The 14,677-nt window shown below is 61.7% G+C and carries 15 protein-coding genes and 1 pseudogene; 10 read left to right on the top strand and 6 right to left on the bottom strand.

All coding sequences use genetic code 11. From position 1 onward, the window contains the following. Position 1: 1 nt before the first annotated feature. Both lysA and B1722_RS10315 read right to left on the bottom strand, forming a co-directional pair. Entirely contained in the window at positions 2–1,249 is a 1,248-nt protein-coding gene (lysA, locus tag B1722_RS10320) for a diaminopimelate decarboxylase (RefSeq protein WP_086792394.1), read from the bottom strand. 9 nt (positions 1,250–1,258) lie between these two features. Continuing rightward, the gene (locus B1722_RS10315) at positions 1,259–1,432 is read right to left on the bottom strand and encodes a lipoprotein (RefSeq protein WP_007911098.1); all 174 of its coding nucleotides are present in this window, start codon (positions 1,430–1,432) and stop codon (positions 1,259–1,261) included. Positions 1,433–1,761: 329 nt separating this feature from the next. Here B1722_RS10315 and cyaY point away from each other — a divergent pair, with 329 nt between their 5' ends. The 3 genes from cyaY (at position 1,762) to rnk (ending at position 2,982) form a co-directional block, all read left to right on the top strand. Further along, positions 1,762–2,088: an iron donor protein CyaY gene (gene cyaY, locus B1722_RS10305; RefSeq protein WP_041071991.1), complete on the top strand. Its 327-nt coding sequence runs from the start codon at positions 1,762–1,764 to the stop codon at positions 2,086–2,088. Positions 2,089–2,090: 2 nt separating this feature from the next. Next, positions 2,091–2,306, top strand: coding sequence for a DUF1289 domain-containing protein (locus B1722_RS10300; RefSeq protein ID WP_084234229.1), 216 nt, complete (start codon positions 2,091–2,093; stop codon positions 2,304–2,306). Positions 2,307–2,562: 256 nt separating this feature from the next. Beyond that, positions 2,563–2,982, top strand: a complete 420-nt coding sequence (rnk, locus tag B1722_RS10295; RefSeq protein WP_041071993.1) for a nucleoside diphosphate kinase regulator — start codon at positions 2,563–2,565, stop codon at positions 2,980–2,982. 7 nt (positions 2,983–2,989) lie between these two features. Here rnk and B1722_RS10290 read toward each other — a convergent pair whose 3' ends face one another. The 3 genes from B1722_RS10290 to B1722_RS10280 all read right to left on the bottom strand — a co-directional run bounded on the left by B1722_RS10290 (position 2,990) and on the right by B1722_RS10280 (position 6,806). Then, positions 2,990–5,833 (bottom strand): class I adenylate cyclase, encoded by a 2,844-nt coding sequence (locus B1722_RS10290; RefSeq protein ID WP_086792392.1) that lies wholly within the window; start codon positions 5,831–5,833, stop codon positions 2,990–2,992. A 182-nt stretch (positions 5,834–6,015) separates the two neighbouring features. Continuing rightward, positions 6,016–6,261: a TIGR02647 family protein gene (locus B1722_RS10285; RefSeq protein WP_003229392.1), complete on the bottom strand. Its 246-nt coding sequence runs from the start codon at positions 6,259–6,261 to the stop codon at positions 6,016–6,018. Positions 6,262–6,521: 260 nt separating this feature from the next. Further along, on the bottom strand, positions 6,522–6,806 hold the full coding sequence (locus B1722_RS10280) for a hypothetical protein (protein ID WP_007964529.1): 285 nt from the start codon (positions 6,804–6,806) through the stop codon (positions 6,522–6,524). Positions 6,807–6,929: 123 nt separating this feature from the next. Between B1722_RS10280 and B1722_RS10275 the strand changes: the two genes are divergently transcribed. Beyond that, entirely contained in the window at positions 6,930–7,589 is a 660-nt protein-coding gene (locus tag B1722_RS10275) for a glutathione S-transferase family protein (protein ID WP_041072000.1), read from the top strand. Between the two features lie 120 nt (positions 7,590–7,709). On the opposite strand, the gene argH is transcribed toward B1722_RS10275, so the two are convergent. Next, a complete protein-coding gene (gene argH / locus B1722_RS10270; RefSeq protein WP_086792390.1) occupies positions 7,710–9,104 on the bottom strand; it encodes an argininosuccinate lyase in 1,395 nt (464 codons plus the stop codon). Between the two features lie 335 nt (positions 9,105–9,439). Here argH and B1722_RS30100 point away from each other — a divergent pair. The 6 genes and pseudogenes from B1722_RS30100 to B1722_RS10240 all read left to right on the top strand — a co-directional run. Continuing rightward, a pseudogene (locus B1722_RS30100) lies at positions 9,440–9,580 on the top strand (sensor histidine kinase); the annotation flags it as partial. Next, complete coding sequence (locus tag B1722_RS10260) at positions 9,577–10,323, top strand: LytTR family DNA-binding domain-containing protein (protein ID WP_041072003.1); 747 nt, start codon at positions 9,577–9,579, stop codon at positions 10,321–10,323. The pseudogene B1722_RS30100 and the gene B1722_RS10260, both read left to right, overlap by 4 nt. 137 nt (positions 10,324–10,460) lie before the next feature. Next, positions 10,461–11,402 (top strand): hydroxymethylbilane synthase, encoded by a 942-nt coding sequence (gene hemC, locus B1722_RS10255; RefSeq protein ID WP_041072005.1) that lies wholly within the window; start codon positions 10,461–10,463, stop codon positions 11,400–11,402. Continuing rightward, positions 11,399–12,166 carry a uroporphyrinogen-III synthase gene (locus B1722_RS10250; RefSeq protein ID WP_086792386.1) on the top strand — a complete coding sequence of 256 codons (768 nt, stop codon included), beginning with the start codon at positions 11,399–11,401 and terminating at the stop codon, positions 12,164–12,166. The genes hemC and B1722_RS10250 overlap by 4 nt, the downstream gene beginning before the upstream one ends. A gap of 16 nt (positions 12,167–12,182) precedes the next feature. Then, positions 12,183–13,325: a uroporphyrinogen-III C-methyltransferase gene (locus B1722_RS10245; RefSeq protein ID WP_041072009.1), complete on the top strand. Its 1,143-nt coding sequence runs from the start codon at positions 12,183–12,185 to the stop codon at positions 13,323–13,325. Next, positions 13,322–14,560 (top strand): heme biosynthesis protein HemY, encoded by a 1,239-nt coding sequence (locus B1722_RS10240; RefSeq protein ID WP_086792384.1) that lies wholly within the window; start codon positions 13,322–13,324, stop codon positions 14,558–14,560. The genes B1722_RS10245 and B1722_RS10240 overlap by 4 nt, the downstream gene beginning before the upstream one ends. Positions 14,561–14,677 lie beyond the last annotated feature (117 nt).

Below are 14,677 nucleotides of genomic sequence, written 5' to 3'. Positions count from 1 at the left end.
GTTACTCCGGCAGCAGGCTTTCGCCGGCAAACAGCTCGGCCACGGTTTCGCGGCGGCGCACTTCAAAAACCTGATCACCGTCTACCAACACTTCAGCGGCACGGCCGCGGGTGTTGTAGTTGGAACTCATCACGAAGCCATAGGCACCGGCCGAATGCACGGCCAGCAGGTCGCCTTCTTCCAGCGCCAGCTCACGATCCTTGGCGAGGAAATCGCCGGTTTCGCAGATCGGGCCAACCACGTCGTACTGGCGCGCGGCGCTGTCACGCGGCTTGACGGCGGTGACGTCCATCCAGGCCTGATACAGCGCCGGGCGGATCAGATCGTTCATCGCCGCGTCGACGATGGCGAAATCCTTGTGTTCGGTGTGCTTGAGGTATTCGACCTGGGTCAGCAGCACGCCGGCGTTGGCGACGATAAAGCGGCCTGGCTCGAACACCAGTGCCAGGTCACGACCGTTCAGACGCTCACGCACAGCCTTGATGTAATCGCCGGCCAGTGGCGGCTCTTCATCGCGATAACGCACGCCCAGGCCACCGCCGAGATCGATGTGGCGCAGGTGAATGCCGCAATCGCCGAGGCGGTCGACCAGGTCCAGCAGACGGTCGAGAGCGTCGAGGAACGGCGGCAAGGTGGTCAGTTGCGAGCCGATGTGGCAATCGACACCGATCACTTCCAGGTTCGGCAGGTGCGCGGCACGCACGTACACGTCTTCGGCGTCGGCAATGGCGATGCCGAACTTGTTCTCTTTGAGACCGGTGGAAATGTACGGATGGGTGCCGGCATCGACGTCCGGGTTGACGCGCAACGAGATCGGCGCGCGAACGCCCAGCTCGGCGGCCACCACTTGCAGGCGCTCCAGTTCGTCGGTGGATTCGACGTTGAAGCAGTGCACGCCGACTTCCAGCGCGCGACGCATGTCATCACGGGTCTTGCCGACACCGGAGAAGACGATCTTGTCGGCGCTGCCGCCAGCGGCCAGTACACGCTCCAGTTCGCCACGGGAAACGATGTCGAAACCGGCGCCGAGACGGGCCAGAACATTCAGCACGCCGAGGTTGGAGTTAGCCTTTACGGCGTAGCAGACCAGGTGCGGCATGCCCGCCAAGGCATCGGCGTAGGCCAGATACTGGGCTTCGATGTGCGCACGCGAGTAGACATAGGTGGGCGTGCCGAAGCGGTCGGCGATGGCGGACAGCGCCACACCTTCCGCGAACAGCTCCCCGCCACGGTAGTTAAAAGCGTCCATGGCGATCCCTTATTGGTAAACGTCGTGCTTGTGTGCTTTGGACGGCTGCTTTTGCGAAGACTGGGCTTGCTCGGCCGGGTCCTGATCGTCATCCGGCAGGTACAGCGGGCCTTTTTGACCACAGGCCGAAACGAGGCAGGCAACCGCGACGAGCGCAGCAAGGGAAGAGATCAGGCGCTTCATGGCGAAATCCTTGAAAATGCGTTAATTGCGCCGGAGTATACCGGCCACCCGGCAGCTTGCCTATGCGAGGGGGTTCCCGTCCGGCGGGGCTCTCTGGATACACCTGGAGCCTTGTGGGAGCGAGCCTGCTCGTGAAGAGGCCGGCACATCCGATATGTTTGCTGGCTGACACACCGCTTTCGTCGGATCGCCGCCCGGAGCCGGCTCGCTCCCACAGGCGCCAGTGCTGGATGGGAAACGGTGCTTGGTCGTTAATCTTTGCAATCGGCCGGCAGCGCCCGTATCTTGCGGCGCTTGAGCCTGACCCGACATTTTTTGAGGTTGCCACAATGAGTTTGTCCGAAGCGCGTTTCCACGATCTGGTCGATGCCACCCAGCAGGCGTTGGAAGAGTTGCTGGAGGATCATGCCGACGATATCGAGATCACGGCCGGCATGATGACCATCAAGTTCGACAACGGCAGCCAGCTGATCATCAGCCGCCAGGAGCCGCTGCGTCAGCTGTGGCTGGCGGCGCGTTCCGGTGGTTTCCACTTCGACTACGACGAAGAGTCGGGCAAATGGAGCTGCGAGAAGTCTGAAGAACTGCTCGGTGAAGTCCTGGCTCGTTGCGTTCAGGACCAGACCGGCCTTGAGCTGGATTTCGAAGAGATCTGATCGTGACCGAGGTTGCCCCGCGCCCACCCAAGCCGCTCTACAGCAACGTCAGCCCAGCGGTGCCGTCACCGTGCACTGGCGTTTGCCGGCTGGATGAGCAGAAGGTTTGCCTTGGCTGCTTCCGCCATGTCGAGGATATTCGCGAATGGCGCTCGGCGGACGATCAACGCCGCCGGGTCATCTGCCAGCAGGCTGCCGCACGAAAATCACATGCCTGATCCGATCTGTGGCGAGGGAGCTTGCTCCCGCTCGGCTGCGCAGCAGTCGTAGGAATTTCAGGGCCGCTACGCGCCCCAGCGGGAGCAAGCTCCCTCGCCACAAGGGTCTCCTCCGGTCTGGAAGGTGGCTTGTATATTTTTTGAGCTGTGATAGTGTCCGAACACGCCTCAACCCATCGAGGCCTGGTGAAAACCCCGTCTTTTTTGGCGGGGTTTTGCTTTTTTTGTGTGCAGAAGAAAGGAGTCTGCCCGGATCATGACCGCACCTTCCATCACCCTTACCCGTCTGGACGTACAACGTCTGGAGCGCCTGATCGACAACCTGAACGAGAAAGACCAGGCTGCGCCGGGCGTGATCGCGCTGCAAACCGAACTGGACCGCGCCGATACACTGGTCGGCCACGATGAAGTGCCCGCTGATGTCGTGACGATGAATTCCCGCGTGCACTGCCGCGAAGAAGGCAGCGGCAAGGATTATCACCTGACGCTGGTCTACCCCAAGGATGCCAACGCCGACGAAGGCAAGATCTCGATCCTCGCACCGGTCGGCAGCGCGCTGCTGGGCCTGAAGGTCGGTCAGCACATCGACTGGCCCGCGCCGGGTGGCAAGACCCTGAAACTGACCTTGCTGGAAGTCGAGTCACAACCAGCCAACGGCGGTGATTTCCGCGAGTGACCCCGCCTCAGATCTGTTCGAGCGCCTCGTTCAGGGCGCGCTCCAGGTCGGCCTTGTAGCGCAAATACAGATTGCTTGAACTCTGCCCGTCACCAAGCAGGCCCGAGAGGTCCAGGTCGGTGATATAGCAGCGATAGCGCTCGGTCTCGCGGCGCTGTTCGACGATCTCCCGGGCGACCACGCGAAACAGCTGGTCGCCATGTTCGAGCTCGCTGAATTCTCGTTGATTGCAATACAGGGTGACCTGCACTTCGCCCGGTGCGGCTTTGCCAATGATTGCCTGCACATCGTAGAACGGTTTGTTCACCGGGGTTTGCGGCGCCGGCCGTGCTTCGACCCGGCGCGCGCGCCCCGGGCCTGAAGGCAATAACTGGTAATACAAGGTTTCGAGGCTGATCGCCGGGCTGCCGTCCATCGGCAACAGTGCTTCTCGCCGGTACTGGATCGATTGCAGGAAACGCTGCAGCGGCACCAGCAGGCTCTGTTCGTCGTGATACGGCAGATGTTGTTGCCACAGCGCGTTGAACTCATCCAGCACATACAACTCGGCCTGTTGTTCGGTGATCCGGTAGAACACCTGAATCGCCTCCGGCTGACCCATGGGCAGAATCAGCGCGAGGTCATGATCCTCCAGCGCCATCGGATCCAGGTGCAGCGGGCTGTAGCGCGGCTGTTCTTCGCCCAGATAATCCAGCAGCGCCGGCAATGTCGCGAGGGCTACGTGATTGACCTGGCCCGGCACCAGTTCCAGCACGTGATAGTGCTGTTGCACCTGAATCAGGTAGCGGTGATTGAGCTCGCTGAGCAGCAGGGTCTGCGCGGTGTCGATGACTTCTTCGACGCGCCGGGCAATGAACTGCGCGCGGTTGTGGCAGAAGCAGCGCACTTTCAATGACGGCTGCTGTGGGCCGCGCGGCAGGTTGTTGAGGTAGTCACGCAGGCAATCGAGCAGCGCGTGGGGGCCGTCGAAGCGGTTGACCAGCACTTCATTCCAGCTGTTGAGCGTGACTTGATCGAGGGTCAATACAAGGTTTTCGCGCACCCCGGCGTAACTCAACGAATCGGTGCGCTCGGTGGTCATCAGGATATTCAGGTCGCGATGATGCTTGAGCGGGTCGACACCGACGTTGACCAGTATCAGCACCTCGCTCGGCATCGCGGCACGCAGCAGCGGCTCTTCTGCAACGGTTGGCAGGGGCAGGGCGATGCACTGCTGCAGGCTGCCGAGCAAGTTGAACAACTCGAACTCGCTCATGTCGCTGGTGCCGGGATGAAGGGCCAGGCGCGTGCTGCTGTCGATCACGCCGTTGCGATGGCACCAGGTCAGCAGCTCGAGCAACTCGCGGCTGCGCTTGATCGGCGCAAAGTGCTCCCATTCCAAAGCGTTCAGACTGCCGTTGTACAAGCCCCACTGGGTTTGCCCGGGTTCTTTCTTGTTCGGCGACTGCACCAGGGTCAGGGTGTCTTCGGCCAGGTCCGGGGCGATGCCGGGATTGATGAATTCGACCTTGTCGGCCTTGCGCTCGAACGCCGCGTACAGGCGGCGCCCGAGCACGTTGAGATCACGCTTGTTGATCAGGCTGACGGTCTGTTCGCTGCGGGCGAACTGGGTCAGGAAGCGGTAGCTGTAATTCAGCTCATTGACCAGGGCGCGGCGTTCAGCGCTGACCTGGCGGACTTTCCACTGGCTGCGGCTGTCGAGCAGGGCCAGTTGGCGCTGATCCCAATGCCATTCGTGCGCCAGGCGTTCCAGCAGCGAGCGCTGCCAGCTCTGGGTGCGGCTGCTGCCAGTGAGCTTGCGGTTGACCTTGAGGTACAACGCGCGTCGTACCAGCTCCAGCCGCTCCGGCTCGTTGCGGGCGGTCAGGTACTCTTCGATGCGTCGGTACACGACCATGTACGGATCCAGCTCATCCAGATCCAGTTGATTGGCAAACACGGCCTGCTTGTAACGCAGACTCAGGCACTGCACGTTCGGGTGTTCGCTGGCGTAGACCTCGGTCAGCAACAACTTGAGTACCGATTTGTAGGGCGACTCAATGCCCTTGAACAGTTGCCACAGGCCGGCGCCGATGAACTCGCCCGGCGGAATCCTCGCCAAATGCCCGAGATCCAGCGTCTCGTCGGCGCGAATGAAGCGCTTGGACAGCAAAGTGTGGGTGTACAGGTCGTACGCACTTTCTTCGTAGACCGGCACCAGCCACCAGATCGGCGTGCGTCCGCCCAGCCAGATCGCGGTGCGATAAAACTCGTCCAGCAGCAGATAGTGCTGAGTGCTGCCGCAATTTTCGGAGCTGAGTTGGCTGTCGCGTTCGCCTGTGACGAAACGCACCGGGTCGATCAGAAAGAAGTGCGCCTCGGCGCCCTGGGTCGTGGCCCAGGCTTCGAGCAGCTGGCATTTTTTGCGCAGCTCGGCGATCTCGCTTTCGCCCAGATCCGGCGCATGGCAGACCCACACGTCCATGTCGCTCTGATCGGCCTGGGCCAGGGTGCCGAGGCTGCCCATCAGGAACAGCCCGTGAATTGGCCGTGGCGGGTTGCTGCCGTGGCGTGGTTTGTAGGAGAACGAGCGAGTCAGGCGTTGTGCTTCGGCGAGGGCGGTAGCGTCCGGTTCATAGTTGGACAGCCCGGCTGGCGTGCTGCCGGAAACATAGCCCGGCAACAGCGGGTGATTGACGTGGAAGAACAGCGGCAGCAGGGTCAGCACGCCTTGCTGGCGGGTCGACAGACCTTCGAGTGCCCGGCCAAGGCGACCTTCATTGAGCTTGAGAAAACGCGCGCGCAGCTGGCTGAGTACCTTGCGGTCGATGCCTTCGTCCAGATCGGGGCGGATTTCGTGGGTGCGCGTCATGTCAGCTCAAACCGGCTCGTGGGCTCGGACGAAGAGGGTCTCGGAATGGGAGGCAGTTTAGCCTTTGCACGGCGGGACTTTTAAGCTGAATTTGTTTTTTGACGTCAGATTTTTAGCGCGAGGGCCAGGCAGGCCCGCGGAAATCCCGTGGCAGGAGTTCCCGTGGGCAAAAGAAGGGGGAATCAGGCGGTTTCCTGCTCTCTCAGAATGGTCAGCACGGTTTGCACATTTTGCGCGGCATCGCGACCCAGGCTGGTCAGATACCCGCCATCGGGCTGGTCGGTGAGTTCTTTTTCGAAGAGGCGTTTGGCGGCGGCAATGTGTTTCGGGGCAGCGGTCTGATGAATTTTCAAACCTTCCTGGGAACTGTCCAGGTTGAAGAGTGCGAGGACTTCCAGTTCGGCAACCAACTCAGGGGTAAGCGACATAAGGACTCCAGACTTTCTAGGAATTGGACGACAGCGTCCCTAAGGTGAACCCGCTTTTGCGGCATGTCCAGTGCTCAGATCAGGGATTTTGTCTTGAGGCGGATTCCAGTGTAGTCGGGGCCGGAGAGATGGCTGGATGGATGGGTGACAAATTGTGTGGGAGCGAGCCTGCTCGCGAAAGCGGTGTGTCATATAGCGTTGTTTCTGCTGATACACGGCATTCGCGAGCAGGCTCGCTCCCACAAGGGGATGTGTTTTGCTTACTGCTTTTCCGGTGGCAGCTCTGGCAGCGCACGCAGGGCGGTTTCATACCACTCGGTATCGAACGCGCGGTCTTCGTCGAGCATCGCGTCAATCTCATAGGCCAGCACGTGCGCCATCAGGTTGAGGATCTCTTCGCGCTCGACACCCACGAGGGTCAGCTTGTTGAAGGTCGCCTTGGCGGCTGGCGGGTTGTCGCTTTCGATCTGGTTCTCGATGGCTTCGATCAGCGTCGCCTCGGTGAACTCTTCTTCGTCGTTGTCGATGTCTGTCGGCTCGCTCATGGCAGGCTCCTCAAGGAAAGGCGCCAGTTTACCCGCATTCAGCGGCGTGATGCTGCTGGCAGGATCGTGACGGGCGATCTATAAACAGTGCCTGCCCACCCCGCACGGCCTGGAGGCTATGTGATGTTCAAGCTCTATGGATTCGCTGTCAGCAACTACTACAACATGGTCAAGCTGGCGCTGCTGGAAAAAGGCCTGGCGTTCGAAGAGGTGACGTTCTACCCGACGCAGACCCCGGAATCGCTGGCGATCAGCCCGCGCGGCAAAGTACCGGTACTCGGTGTCGATGCCGGATTTATTAACGAAACCGCGATCATCCTCGAATACCTTGAGCAGACCCAGAAAGGTACGCCGCTGTTACCGAGCGATCCATTCGAGCGAGCGCAGGTGTTGGCGATTGCCAAGGAAATCGAGCTGTACATCGAGCTGCCGGGGCGCGCCTGTTATGGCGAGGCGTTCTTCGGCGCGACGGTGCCGGACGCGATCAAGGAGAAAACCAAAGCCGAGCTGTTGCTGGGTTTTGCGGCACTGGGCCGACACGGCAAATTCGCCCCGTACGTGGCGGGCGACAGTTTGAGCATCGCGGATCTGTACTTCCTGTACAGCGTGCCGCTGGCCTGTGCGGTCGGGCAAAAGTTGTTCGGGATCGATTTGCTGGCGGAGATGCCGAAAGCCAAGGCGCTGCTGGAGCGGCTTGAGCAGAATCCGCATGTGCAGAAGATTGCGGCGGACAAAGAGGCGGCGATGCCGGCGTTTTTGGCGATGATCGCTGCCAAGAAGTGAGTATTGCGGCGTTTGTAAATAGGTAATCGCTGGCAAGCCAGCTCCCACAGGTCTTTGGGTCGAACACAAAATTGTGTTCCAACAAAGAACCCTGTGGGAGCGGGCTTGCCCGCGATGCTTTTAGCGGCTTGCGATCAACGCCTGACCGCGAACCACCGCTGCCTTGACCTGCGCCGGCGCTGTCCCGCCGATGTGGTCACGGGCATTCACCGAGCCTTCCAGCGTCAGTACGGCAAACACGTCCTGCTCGATCTGGTCGCTGAACTGGCGCAATTCTTCCAGGCTCATCTCGGCCAGATCCTTGCCAGTGTCCACGCCGTATTTCACCGCGTGACCGACGATTTCGTGGCAGTCACGGAACGGCAGGCCACGGCGTACCAGGTAGTCCGCCAGGTCGGTGGCGGTGGAGAAACCGCGCAGGGCCGCTTCACGCATGATCGCGTGTTTCGGCTTGATCGCCGGGATCATGTCGGCAAAGGCGCGCAGCGAATCGCGCAAGGTGTCGGCCGCGTCGAACAGCGGTTCCTTGTCTTCCTGATTGTCCTTGTTGTAGGCCAATGGCTGGCCTTTCATCAGGGTCAGCAGGCCCATCAGCGCGCCGAATACACGGCCGGTCTTGCCGCGTACCAGCTCCGGCACGTCCGGGTTTTTCTTTTGCGGCATGATCGAGCTGCCGGTGCAGAAACGATCCGGCAGATCGATGAACTGAAATTGCGCGCTGGTCCACAGCACCAGCTCTTCTGAGAAGCGCGACAGGTGCATCATCGCAATGCTCGCGGCCGAGCAGAATTCGATGGCGAAGTCGCGATCGGAAACGTTGTCCAGCGAGTTACCGCCGACGGCATCGAAACCCAGCAGTTGCGCGGTGTATTCGCGGTCGATCGGGTAGGTGGTGCCGGCCAGCGCAGCGCTGCCCAGCGGCATGCGGTTGGTGCGCTTGCGGCAGTCGACCAGACGCTCGTAGTCGCGGCTGAGCATTTCGAACCAGGCCAGCATGTGGTGGCCGAAGGTCACCGGTTGTGCGGTCTGCAGGTGAGTGAAGCCGGGCATGATGCTCGCCGCTTCACGGTCGGCCTGCTCCAGCAGGCCTTTTTGCAGGCGAGTGATTTCGGCCAGGATCAGGTCGATTTCGTCACGCAGCCACAGGCGGATGTCGGTGGCGACCTGGTCGTTACGGCTGCGCCCGGTGTGCAGTTTCTTGCCGGTGATGCCGATGCGGTCAGTCAGGCGCGCTTCGATGTTCATGTGCACGTCTTCGAGGTCGACGCGCCAGTCGAACTGGCCGGCCTCGATTTCGCCCTGGATGGTCTGCAGGCCATCGATGATGCTGTCGCGCTCGGCATCCGTCAGCACGCCGACCTTGGCCAGCATGGTGGCGTGGGCGATCGAGCCTATGATGTCGTGGCGATACAGGCGCTGGTCGAAAGTGACGGAGGCGGTGAAGCGGGCGACGAAGGCGTCGACGGGTTCACTGAAGCGGCCGCCCCAGGACTGATTGGTCTTGTCAGTGCTCATGAATTCGCTCGTATCGGCTTGGAGAAAGAAGGCGTGAAACGCTGGCGCGGATAATAACAGGGTTGCCAATCCTGTCGCTGACACCGGTCGATACGTTTTTTTCTCATCTGCTCGTTCATAGTCGGCGCTGTCTGCAGGGGATTTGCGCAAGGATATTTTTCGATTGAGCAATATCGGCCCGGCAAGCGTCTACAGTTGGACATAAGGGTCGGCGCGACTGCAGATCGCGCTAAGGTCTGGACGCCGACTATAAGAAGAGGGGGTGGGTGGATTTGTCCTTTGGCATACCCCGTGAAAAACGCAGAATACAGCGGGCTTTGAGCAGTACGACCCGGACACTGGCAAATATTGCTGGCCGACGTACGGCACTTTTTGGCGCTCGGGCTAGTCTTAGCGTGGATCGCGGTGACGGACGTCACTTCACCTGTCTACGCTATCCTTGTGCGAGACTCACGCAGGAATCCAGCGCAATATGAATGTCCTGATCGTTGATGACGAACCACTGGCTCGCGAGCGCCTCAGCCGAATGGTGAGCGAGCTCGAGGGTTATACAGTTCTGGAGCCCAGCGCCACGAATGGCGAAGAGGCGTTGGCGCTGATCGACAGCCACAAGCCGGATATCGTGCTGCTCGATATCCGCATGCCGGGCCTCGATGGCCTGCAGGTGGCTGCCCGTCTGTGCGAGCGTGAAACGCCGCCGGCCGTGGTGTTTTGCACCAGCCCCGATGAATTTGCCGTGGAAGCCCTGCAGGCCAGCGCCGTGGGCTATGTGGTGAAACCTGTGCGAACCGAACATCTGCATGACGCCCTGAAGCGGGCTGAACGTCCCAACCGGGCGCAACTTTCGGCCCTGACCCGGCCTGCCGCCGAAAGCGGCAACGGCCCGCGCAGTCATATCAGCGCCCGAACCCGAAAAGGCATCGAACTGATCCCGCTGGATCAGGTGGTCTATTTCATTGCTGATCACAAGTACGTGACCCTGCGCCATGAAAGTGGCGAGGTGCTGCTGGACGAGCCGCTCAAGGCCCTCGAAGACGAATTCGGCGAGCGTTTCGTGCGCATCCACCGTAACGCGCTGGTCGCCCGCGACCGTATCGAGCGTCTGCAACGCACGCCGCTTGGGCATTTTCAGCTGTTCCTCAAAGGCCTCAATGGTGATGCGCTGATCGTCAGCCGGCGGCATGTGGCCGGTGTGCGCAAGATGATGCAGGGCCTCTGACCCGGCCTTCGCGCGCGGTTGCACGTTCTTCTGCCGGGCATTGCAGGCCAGGGAGGCCACGCCGTTTCTGATTCAAGTCAAAGTGGATTTGGCTGAGCTGTTATTATCCGTCGTATCTATTCAGTACGGATTGATCCATGTCCTCTCGCGAAATCCGCATCGCCACCCGTAAAAGTGCGCTGGCCCTCTGGCAGGCCGAATACGTCAAAGCCCGTCTGGAGGAGGCCCATCCGGGTCTGCTGGTGACGCTGGTGCCCATGGTCAGTCGCGGCGACAAGCTGCTCGACTCACCGCTGTCGAAAATCGGCGGCAAGGGCCTGTTCGTCAAGGAACTGGAAACCGCGCTGCTGGAAAACGAAGCCGACATCGCCGTGCACTCGATGAAAGACGTGCCGATGGACTTCCCTGAAGGCCTGGGCCTGTTCTGCATCTGCGAACGTGAAGATCCGCGTGATGCTTTCGTTTCCAATACCTATCAAAGTCTGGACGCGCTGCCCGCCGGCGCCATCGTCGGCACCTCCAGCCTGCGTCGTCAGGCACAACTGTTGACCCGTCGCCCGGATCTGGAAATCCGCTTCCTGCGCGGCAACGTCAACACCCGTCTGGCCAAGCTCGATGCCGGTGAGTACGACGCGATCATTCTTGCGGCAGCCGGCCTGATTCGTCTCGGTTTCGAAGACCGCATCACCTCGGCGATCAGTGTCGACGACAGTCTGCCGGCCGGTGGCCAGGGCGCGGTCGGCATCGAATGTCGTAGCGCCGATACGCAAATCCACGCCTTGCTCGCGCCTTTGCACCATGCCGACACCGCTTCGCGCGTGACCGCTGAACGTGCTCTGAACAAACATCTGAATGGCGGTTGCCAAGTGCCGATCGCCTGCTACGCCGTGCTTGAAGGTGAGCAGTTGTGGCTGCGTGGCCTGGTGGGCGAGCCGAGCGGTGGCAAGCTGCTCAGCGCCGAGGCCCGCGCGCCGCGCGCCGATGCCGAAGCGTTGGGCGTGCAGGTCGCTGAAGCCTTGCTCAGTCAGGGGGCCGACGACATTCTCAAAGCGGTGTATGGCGAGGCAGGTCACGAGTGACTGCCTGGCGCCTGCTGCTGACGCGTCCTGCGGATGACTGCGCGGCGCTGGCCGGGGTGTTGGCCGCAGAAGGTTTTTTCAGCAGTTGCCTGCCGCTTCTGGACATCGTGCCGCTGCCGGTCTCTGACAAGATACGTCAGGCGCTGGCGCAACTGTCGGGTTGCAGCGCGGTGATCGTGGTCAGTAAACCGGCGGCGCGGATTTCGCTTGATCTGCTGGACGCTCATGGGCTTCAGTCGTTGTCGATGCCGTGGTTCAGCGTCGGCGCGGCGACCGCGCAGATTCTTCGCGATCACGGTCTCGACGTACACTTTCCCGCCGACGGCGATGACAGTGAAGCCCTGCTGCAATTGCCGCGTCTGCGCGAAGCGGTCAGCGGGTCCGACGCGCAGGTGCTGATCCTGCGCGGGGAGGGAGGTCGCGAGCTGCTCGCCGAGCGCCTGCGTGCGCTAGGTGCTAGTGTCGAGTATCTGGAGTTGTACAGGCGTGACCTGCCAGCCTATGCCCCGGATGAACTGCCACGACGGATCGAAGCGGAACGCTTGAACGGGCTGGTGGTCAGCAGTGGACAGGGTTTCGAGCACCTGTGCCAACTGGCCGGCGCTGCCTGGCCGGCGATTGCGCAGTTGCCGTTGTTTGTGCCAAGCCCAAGGGTCGCCGAGCTGGCACGTGCCGCCGGGGCCCAAACAGTTGTGGATTGCCGTGGCGCGAGTGCTGCGGCTTTGCTGACGGCGTTACGGGAGCATCCCGTGCCCGTTCTCTAATGCAAAGGATGGATACGTGAGCGAAACAGCCTTGCCTAAAGATGATGTCCAGCCTGTGATCGATGCCCAGGTTGAAACGCCACCGCCGGCCCAAGCGCCGCGCCGAGGCAACGGCCTGGCCATTGTCGCCCTGTTGCTCGGCGCTGCCGGCGTGGCGATCGGTGGCTGGGGTGTCTGGCAGGTGCGTCACCTGCAGACCAACACTGCGCAACAGTCTGGCCAGGTGCAGGCGTTGAACGATCAGGCGCAGAGCCTCAAGCTCAACGAACAGCGCCTGACCGAGCGTCTCGCGCAACTGCCCGGTGCCGATGAGCTCGCCGAGCGCCAGCGTCTGGTGACGCAACTGCAGGGTGATCAGCAACGCCTCAATCAGCGTCTGGAAACCGTCCTCGGTGCCAGCCGCAAGGACTGGCGTCTGGCCGAGGCCGAGCATCTGCTGCGACTGGCCAGCCTGCGCCTTTCGGCCTTGCAGGACATCAGCAGCGCTCAGGCGCTGGTGCAGGGCGCTGACGAAATTCTTCGTGAGCAGAATGATCCGGGATCGTTCGCCGCCCGCGAGCAAGTGGCGAAAACCCTCGTCGCGCTGCGCAGCACCGAACAGCCGGATCGCACCGGCCTGTTCCTGCGCATTGGCGCCTTGCGTGACCAGGTTATCGAACTGACCGAACTGGCCCCGGAGTACAAGGATCGTGGCGAGTCACTGCTGGGCCTGACCGCTGATGGCGATGGCGCCAGTCGCTGGGCGCAGTGGTGGGATCAGGTGTCGCGCTACATCCGCATCGATTTCAATGCCGACAAGAACGTGAAGCCACTGCTGGCCGGGCAAAGTCTGAGCCAGGTGCGTCTGGCCCTGAGTCTCGCGCTGGAGCAGGCGCAATGGGCGGCGCTCAATGGCCAGGCGCCCGTCTACACCCAGGCGCTGACCGAAGCGCGGGACGTGCTCAAGGGCAATTTCAACCCGGACAATCCGCAGAGCAAAACCATGCTCGAACAGGTTGCCGAGCTGAGCCAGCAACCGGTCACCGTCAAGACACCGGATCTGACCGGCACGTTGAGCGCGGTGCAGGCTTATCTGGAGCGGCGTAACGTCAACGCTGAAGAATCGGTCAAACCGTTCGCCAAACCTGCCGCCAACACCGCGCAGGAGACCACGCCATGAAACGCCTGTATGTGATCGTGTTTCTGGTGATCGCCGCGACGGCGGCGCTGGGCCTGGCGATTGCCGAGCACTCCGGTTACGTGCTGATCGCCTACAAGAGCTTCCGTTATGAATCGAGTCTGTGGGCGACGCTGGCACTGATTGCGGTGTTGTGGCTGCTGATCTGGGGCATCAAGGCCCTGGTCGAGCTGGTCATGGCCTCCAGTGGTGTGGTCAACCCGTGGTCGCGACGTAATCGCAGCCGGCGAGTGCAGGTGGCCATCGAACACGGTCAGCTGGATCTGGCCGAAGGTCGCTGGGCCAGCGCGCAACGTCACCTGTCTCGCGCCGCCGAGGCCGAGCGCCAGCCGCTGTTGTATTACCTCGGCGCGGCACGCGCGGCCAACGAGCAAGGCAAGTACGAGGAGTGCGATCAGTTGCTTGAGCGTGCGCTGGAGCGCCAGCCGCAGGCCGAACTGGCGATTGCCTTGAGTCATGCGCAATTGCAGACCGATCGCGGTGATACCGACGGCGCCCTGGTGACCCTGCAAGCGATGCACGAGCGGCATCCGCATAACGTGCAGACTTTGCGGCAGTTGCAGCGTCTGCATCAGCAGCGCGGCGACTGGTCGGCGGTGATTCGCCTGTTGCCGGAACTGCGCAAGGACAAGGCTCTGCCGCCAGCCGAACTGGCTGAACTGGAACGGCGAGCCTGGGGTAAAAACCTGTCGCTGGCGGCGCATCGTGACGAGGACGGCAAGGTTGGTCTGCAATCACTCACCCGTGCCTGGGAGCAATTGACGTCCGCGCAGCGTCAGGAACCGGCGCTGGTGCTGGCCTACGCCGAGCAACTGCGTCAGCTTGGCGCACAGGTTGAAGCGGAAGAAGTCCTGCGCAGCGCCCTCAAGCGCAAGTACGACAGCCATCTTGCTCGGCTGTATGGCCTGGTGCGCGGCAGTGATCCGGCGCGTCAGTTGCAGACCGCCGAAGGCTGGCTCAAAGAGCATCCGGCGGATCCGAGCCTGTTGCTGACCCTCGGTCGTCTCTGTCTGCAAAGCAGTTTGTGGGGCAAGGCACGGGATTACCTGGAAAGCAGTCTGCGGCTGCAGCGCAATCCGGAGGCCTGTGCAGAGCTGGCGCGTCTGCTTGCGCAACTGGGTGACACCGAGCGCAGTAACCAGCTGTTCCAGGAAGGTCTCGGATTGCTGGATGAGCGCCTGCTGGCTGCGCCGTTGCCAGTGCCGGTTCACGCCTGATTTCGCGAGGGAGCATGCTCCCTCGTGAACGTTCAGTGAGCGAATAATTACCACCGGCGGGCGTCTTGGGCGAAGTCCTACAGGGGACTACGCCTATTCCTCTCGCGTCTGTCGGGT

Source organism: Pseudomonas sp. SCPG-7 (assembly GCF_002156405.1).
Lineage (GTDB): Bacteria > Pseudomonadota > Gammaproteobacteria > Pseudomonadales > Pseudomonadaceae > Aquipseudomonas > Aquipseudomonas parakoreensis.
Note: the sequence above shows the minus strand (reverse complement) of the source record. Positions and strands in the feature narration are given on the sequence as shown.

What these genes read in the sequence shown, in the direction of transcription:
- lysA (WP_086792394.1), bottom strand. Translation starts at nt 1,249, where the DNA reads ATGGACGCTTTTAACTACCGTGGCGGGGAGCTGTTCGCGGAAGGTGTG.
- B1722_RS10315 (WP_007911098.1), bottom strand. Translation starts at nt 1,432, where the DNA reads ATGAAGCGCCTGATCTCTTCCCTTGCTGCGCTCGTCGCGGTTGCCTGC.
- cyaY (WP_041071991.1), top strand. Translation starts at nt 1,762, where the DNA reads ATGAGTTTGTCCGAAGCGCGTTTCCACGATCTGGTCGATGCCACCCAG.
- rnk (WP_041071993.1), top strand. Translation starts at nt 2,563, where the DNA reads ATGACCGCACCTTCCATCACCCTTACCCGTCTGGACGTACAACGTCTG.
- B1722_RS10290 (WP_086792392.1), bottom strand. Translation starts at nt 5,833, where the DNA reads ATGACGCGCACCCACGAAATCCGCCCCGATCTGGACGAAGGCATCGAC.
- B1722_RS10285 (WP_003229392.1), bottom strand. Translation starts at nt 6,261, where the DNA reads ATGTCGCTTACCCCTGAGTTGGTTGCCGAACTGGAAGTCCTCGCACTC.
- B1722_RS10280 (WP_007964529.1), bottom strand. Translation starts at nt 6,806, where the DNA reads ATGAGCGAGCCGACAGACATCGACAACGACGAAGAAGAGTTCACCGAG.
- B1722_RS10275 (WP_041072000.1), top strand. Translation starts at nt 6,930, where the DNA reads ATGTTCAAGCTCTATGGATTCGCTGTCAGCAACTACTACAACATGGTC.
- argH (WP_086792390.1), bottom strand. Translation starts at nt 9,104, where the DNA reads ATGAGCACTGACAAGACCAATCAGTCCTGGGGCGGCCGCTTCAGTGAA.
- B1722_RS10260 (WP_041072003.1), top strand. Translation starts at nt 9,577, where the DNA reads ATGAATGTCCTGATCGTTGATGACGAACCACTGGCTCGCGAGCGCCTC.
- hemC (WP_041072005.1), top strand. Translation starts at nt 10,461, where the DNA reads ATGTCCTCTCGCGAAATCCGCATCGCCACCCGTAAAAGTGCGCTGGCC.
- B1722_RS10240 (WP_086792384.1), top strand. Translation starts at nt 13,322, where the DNA reads ATGAAACGCCTGTATGTGATCGTGTTTCTGGTGATCGCCGCGACGGCG.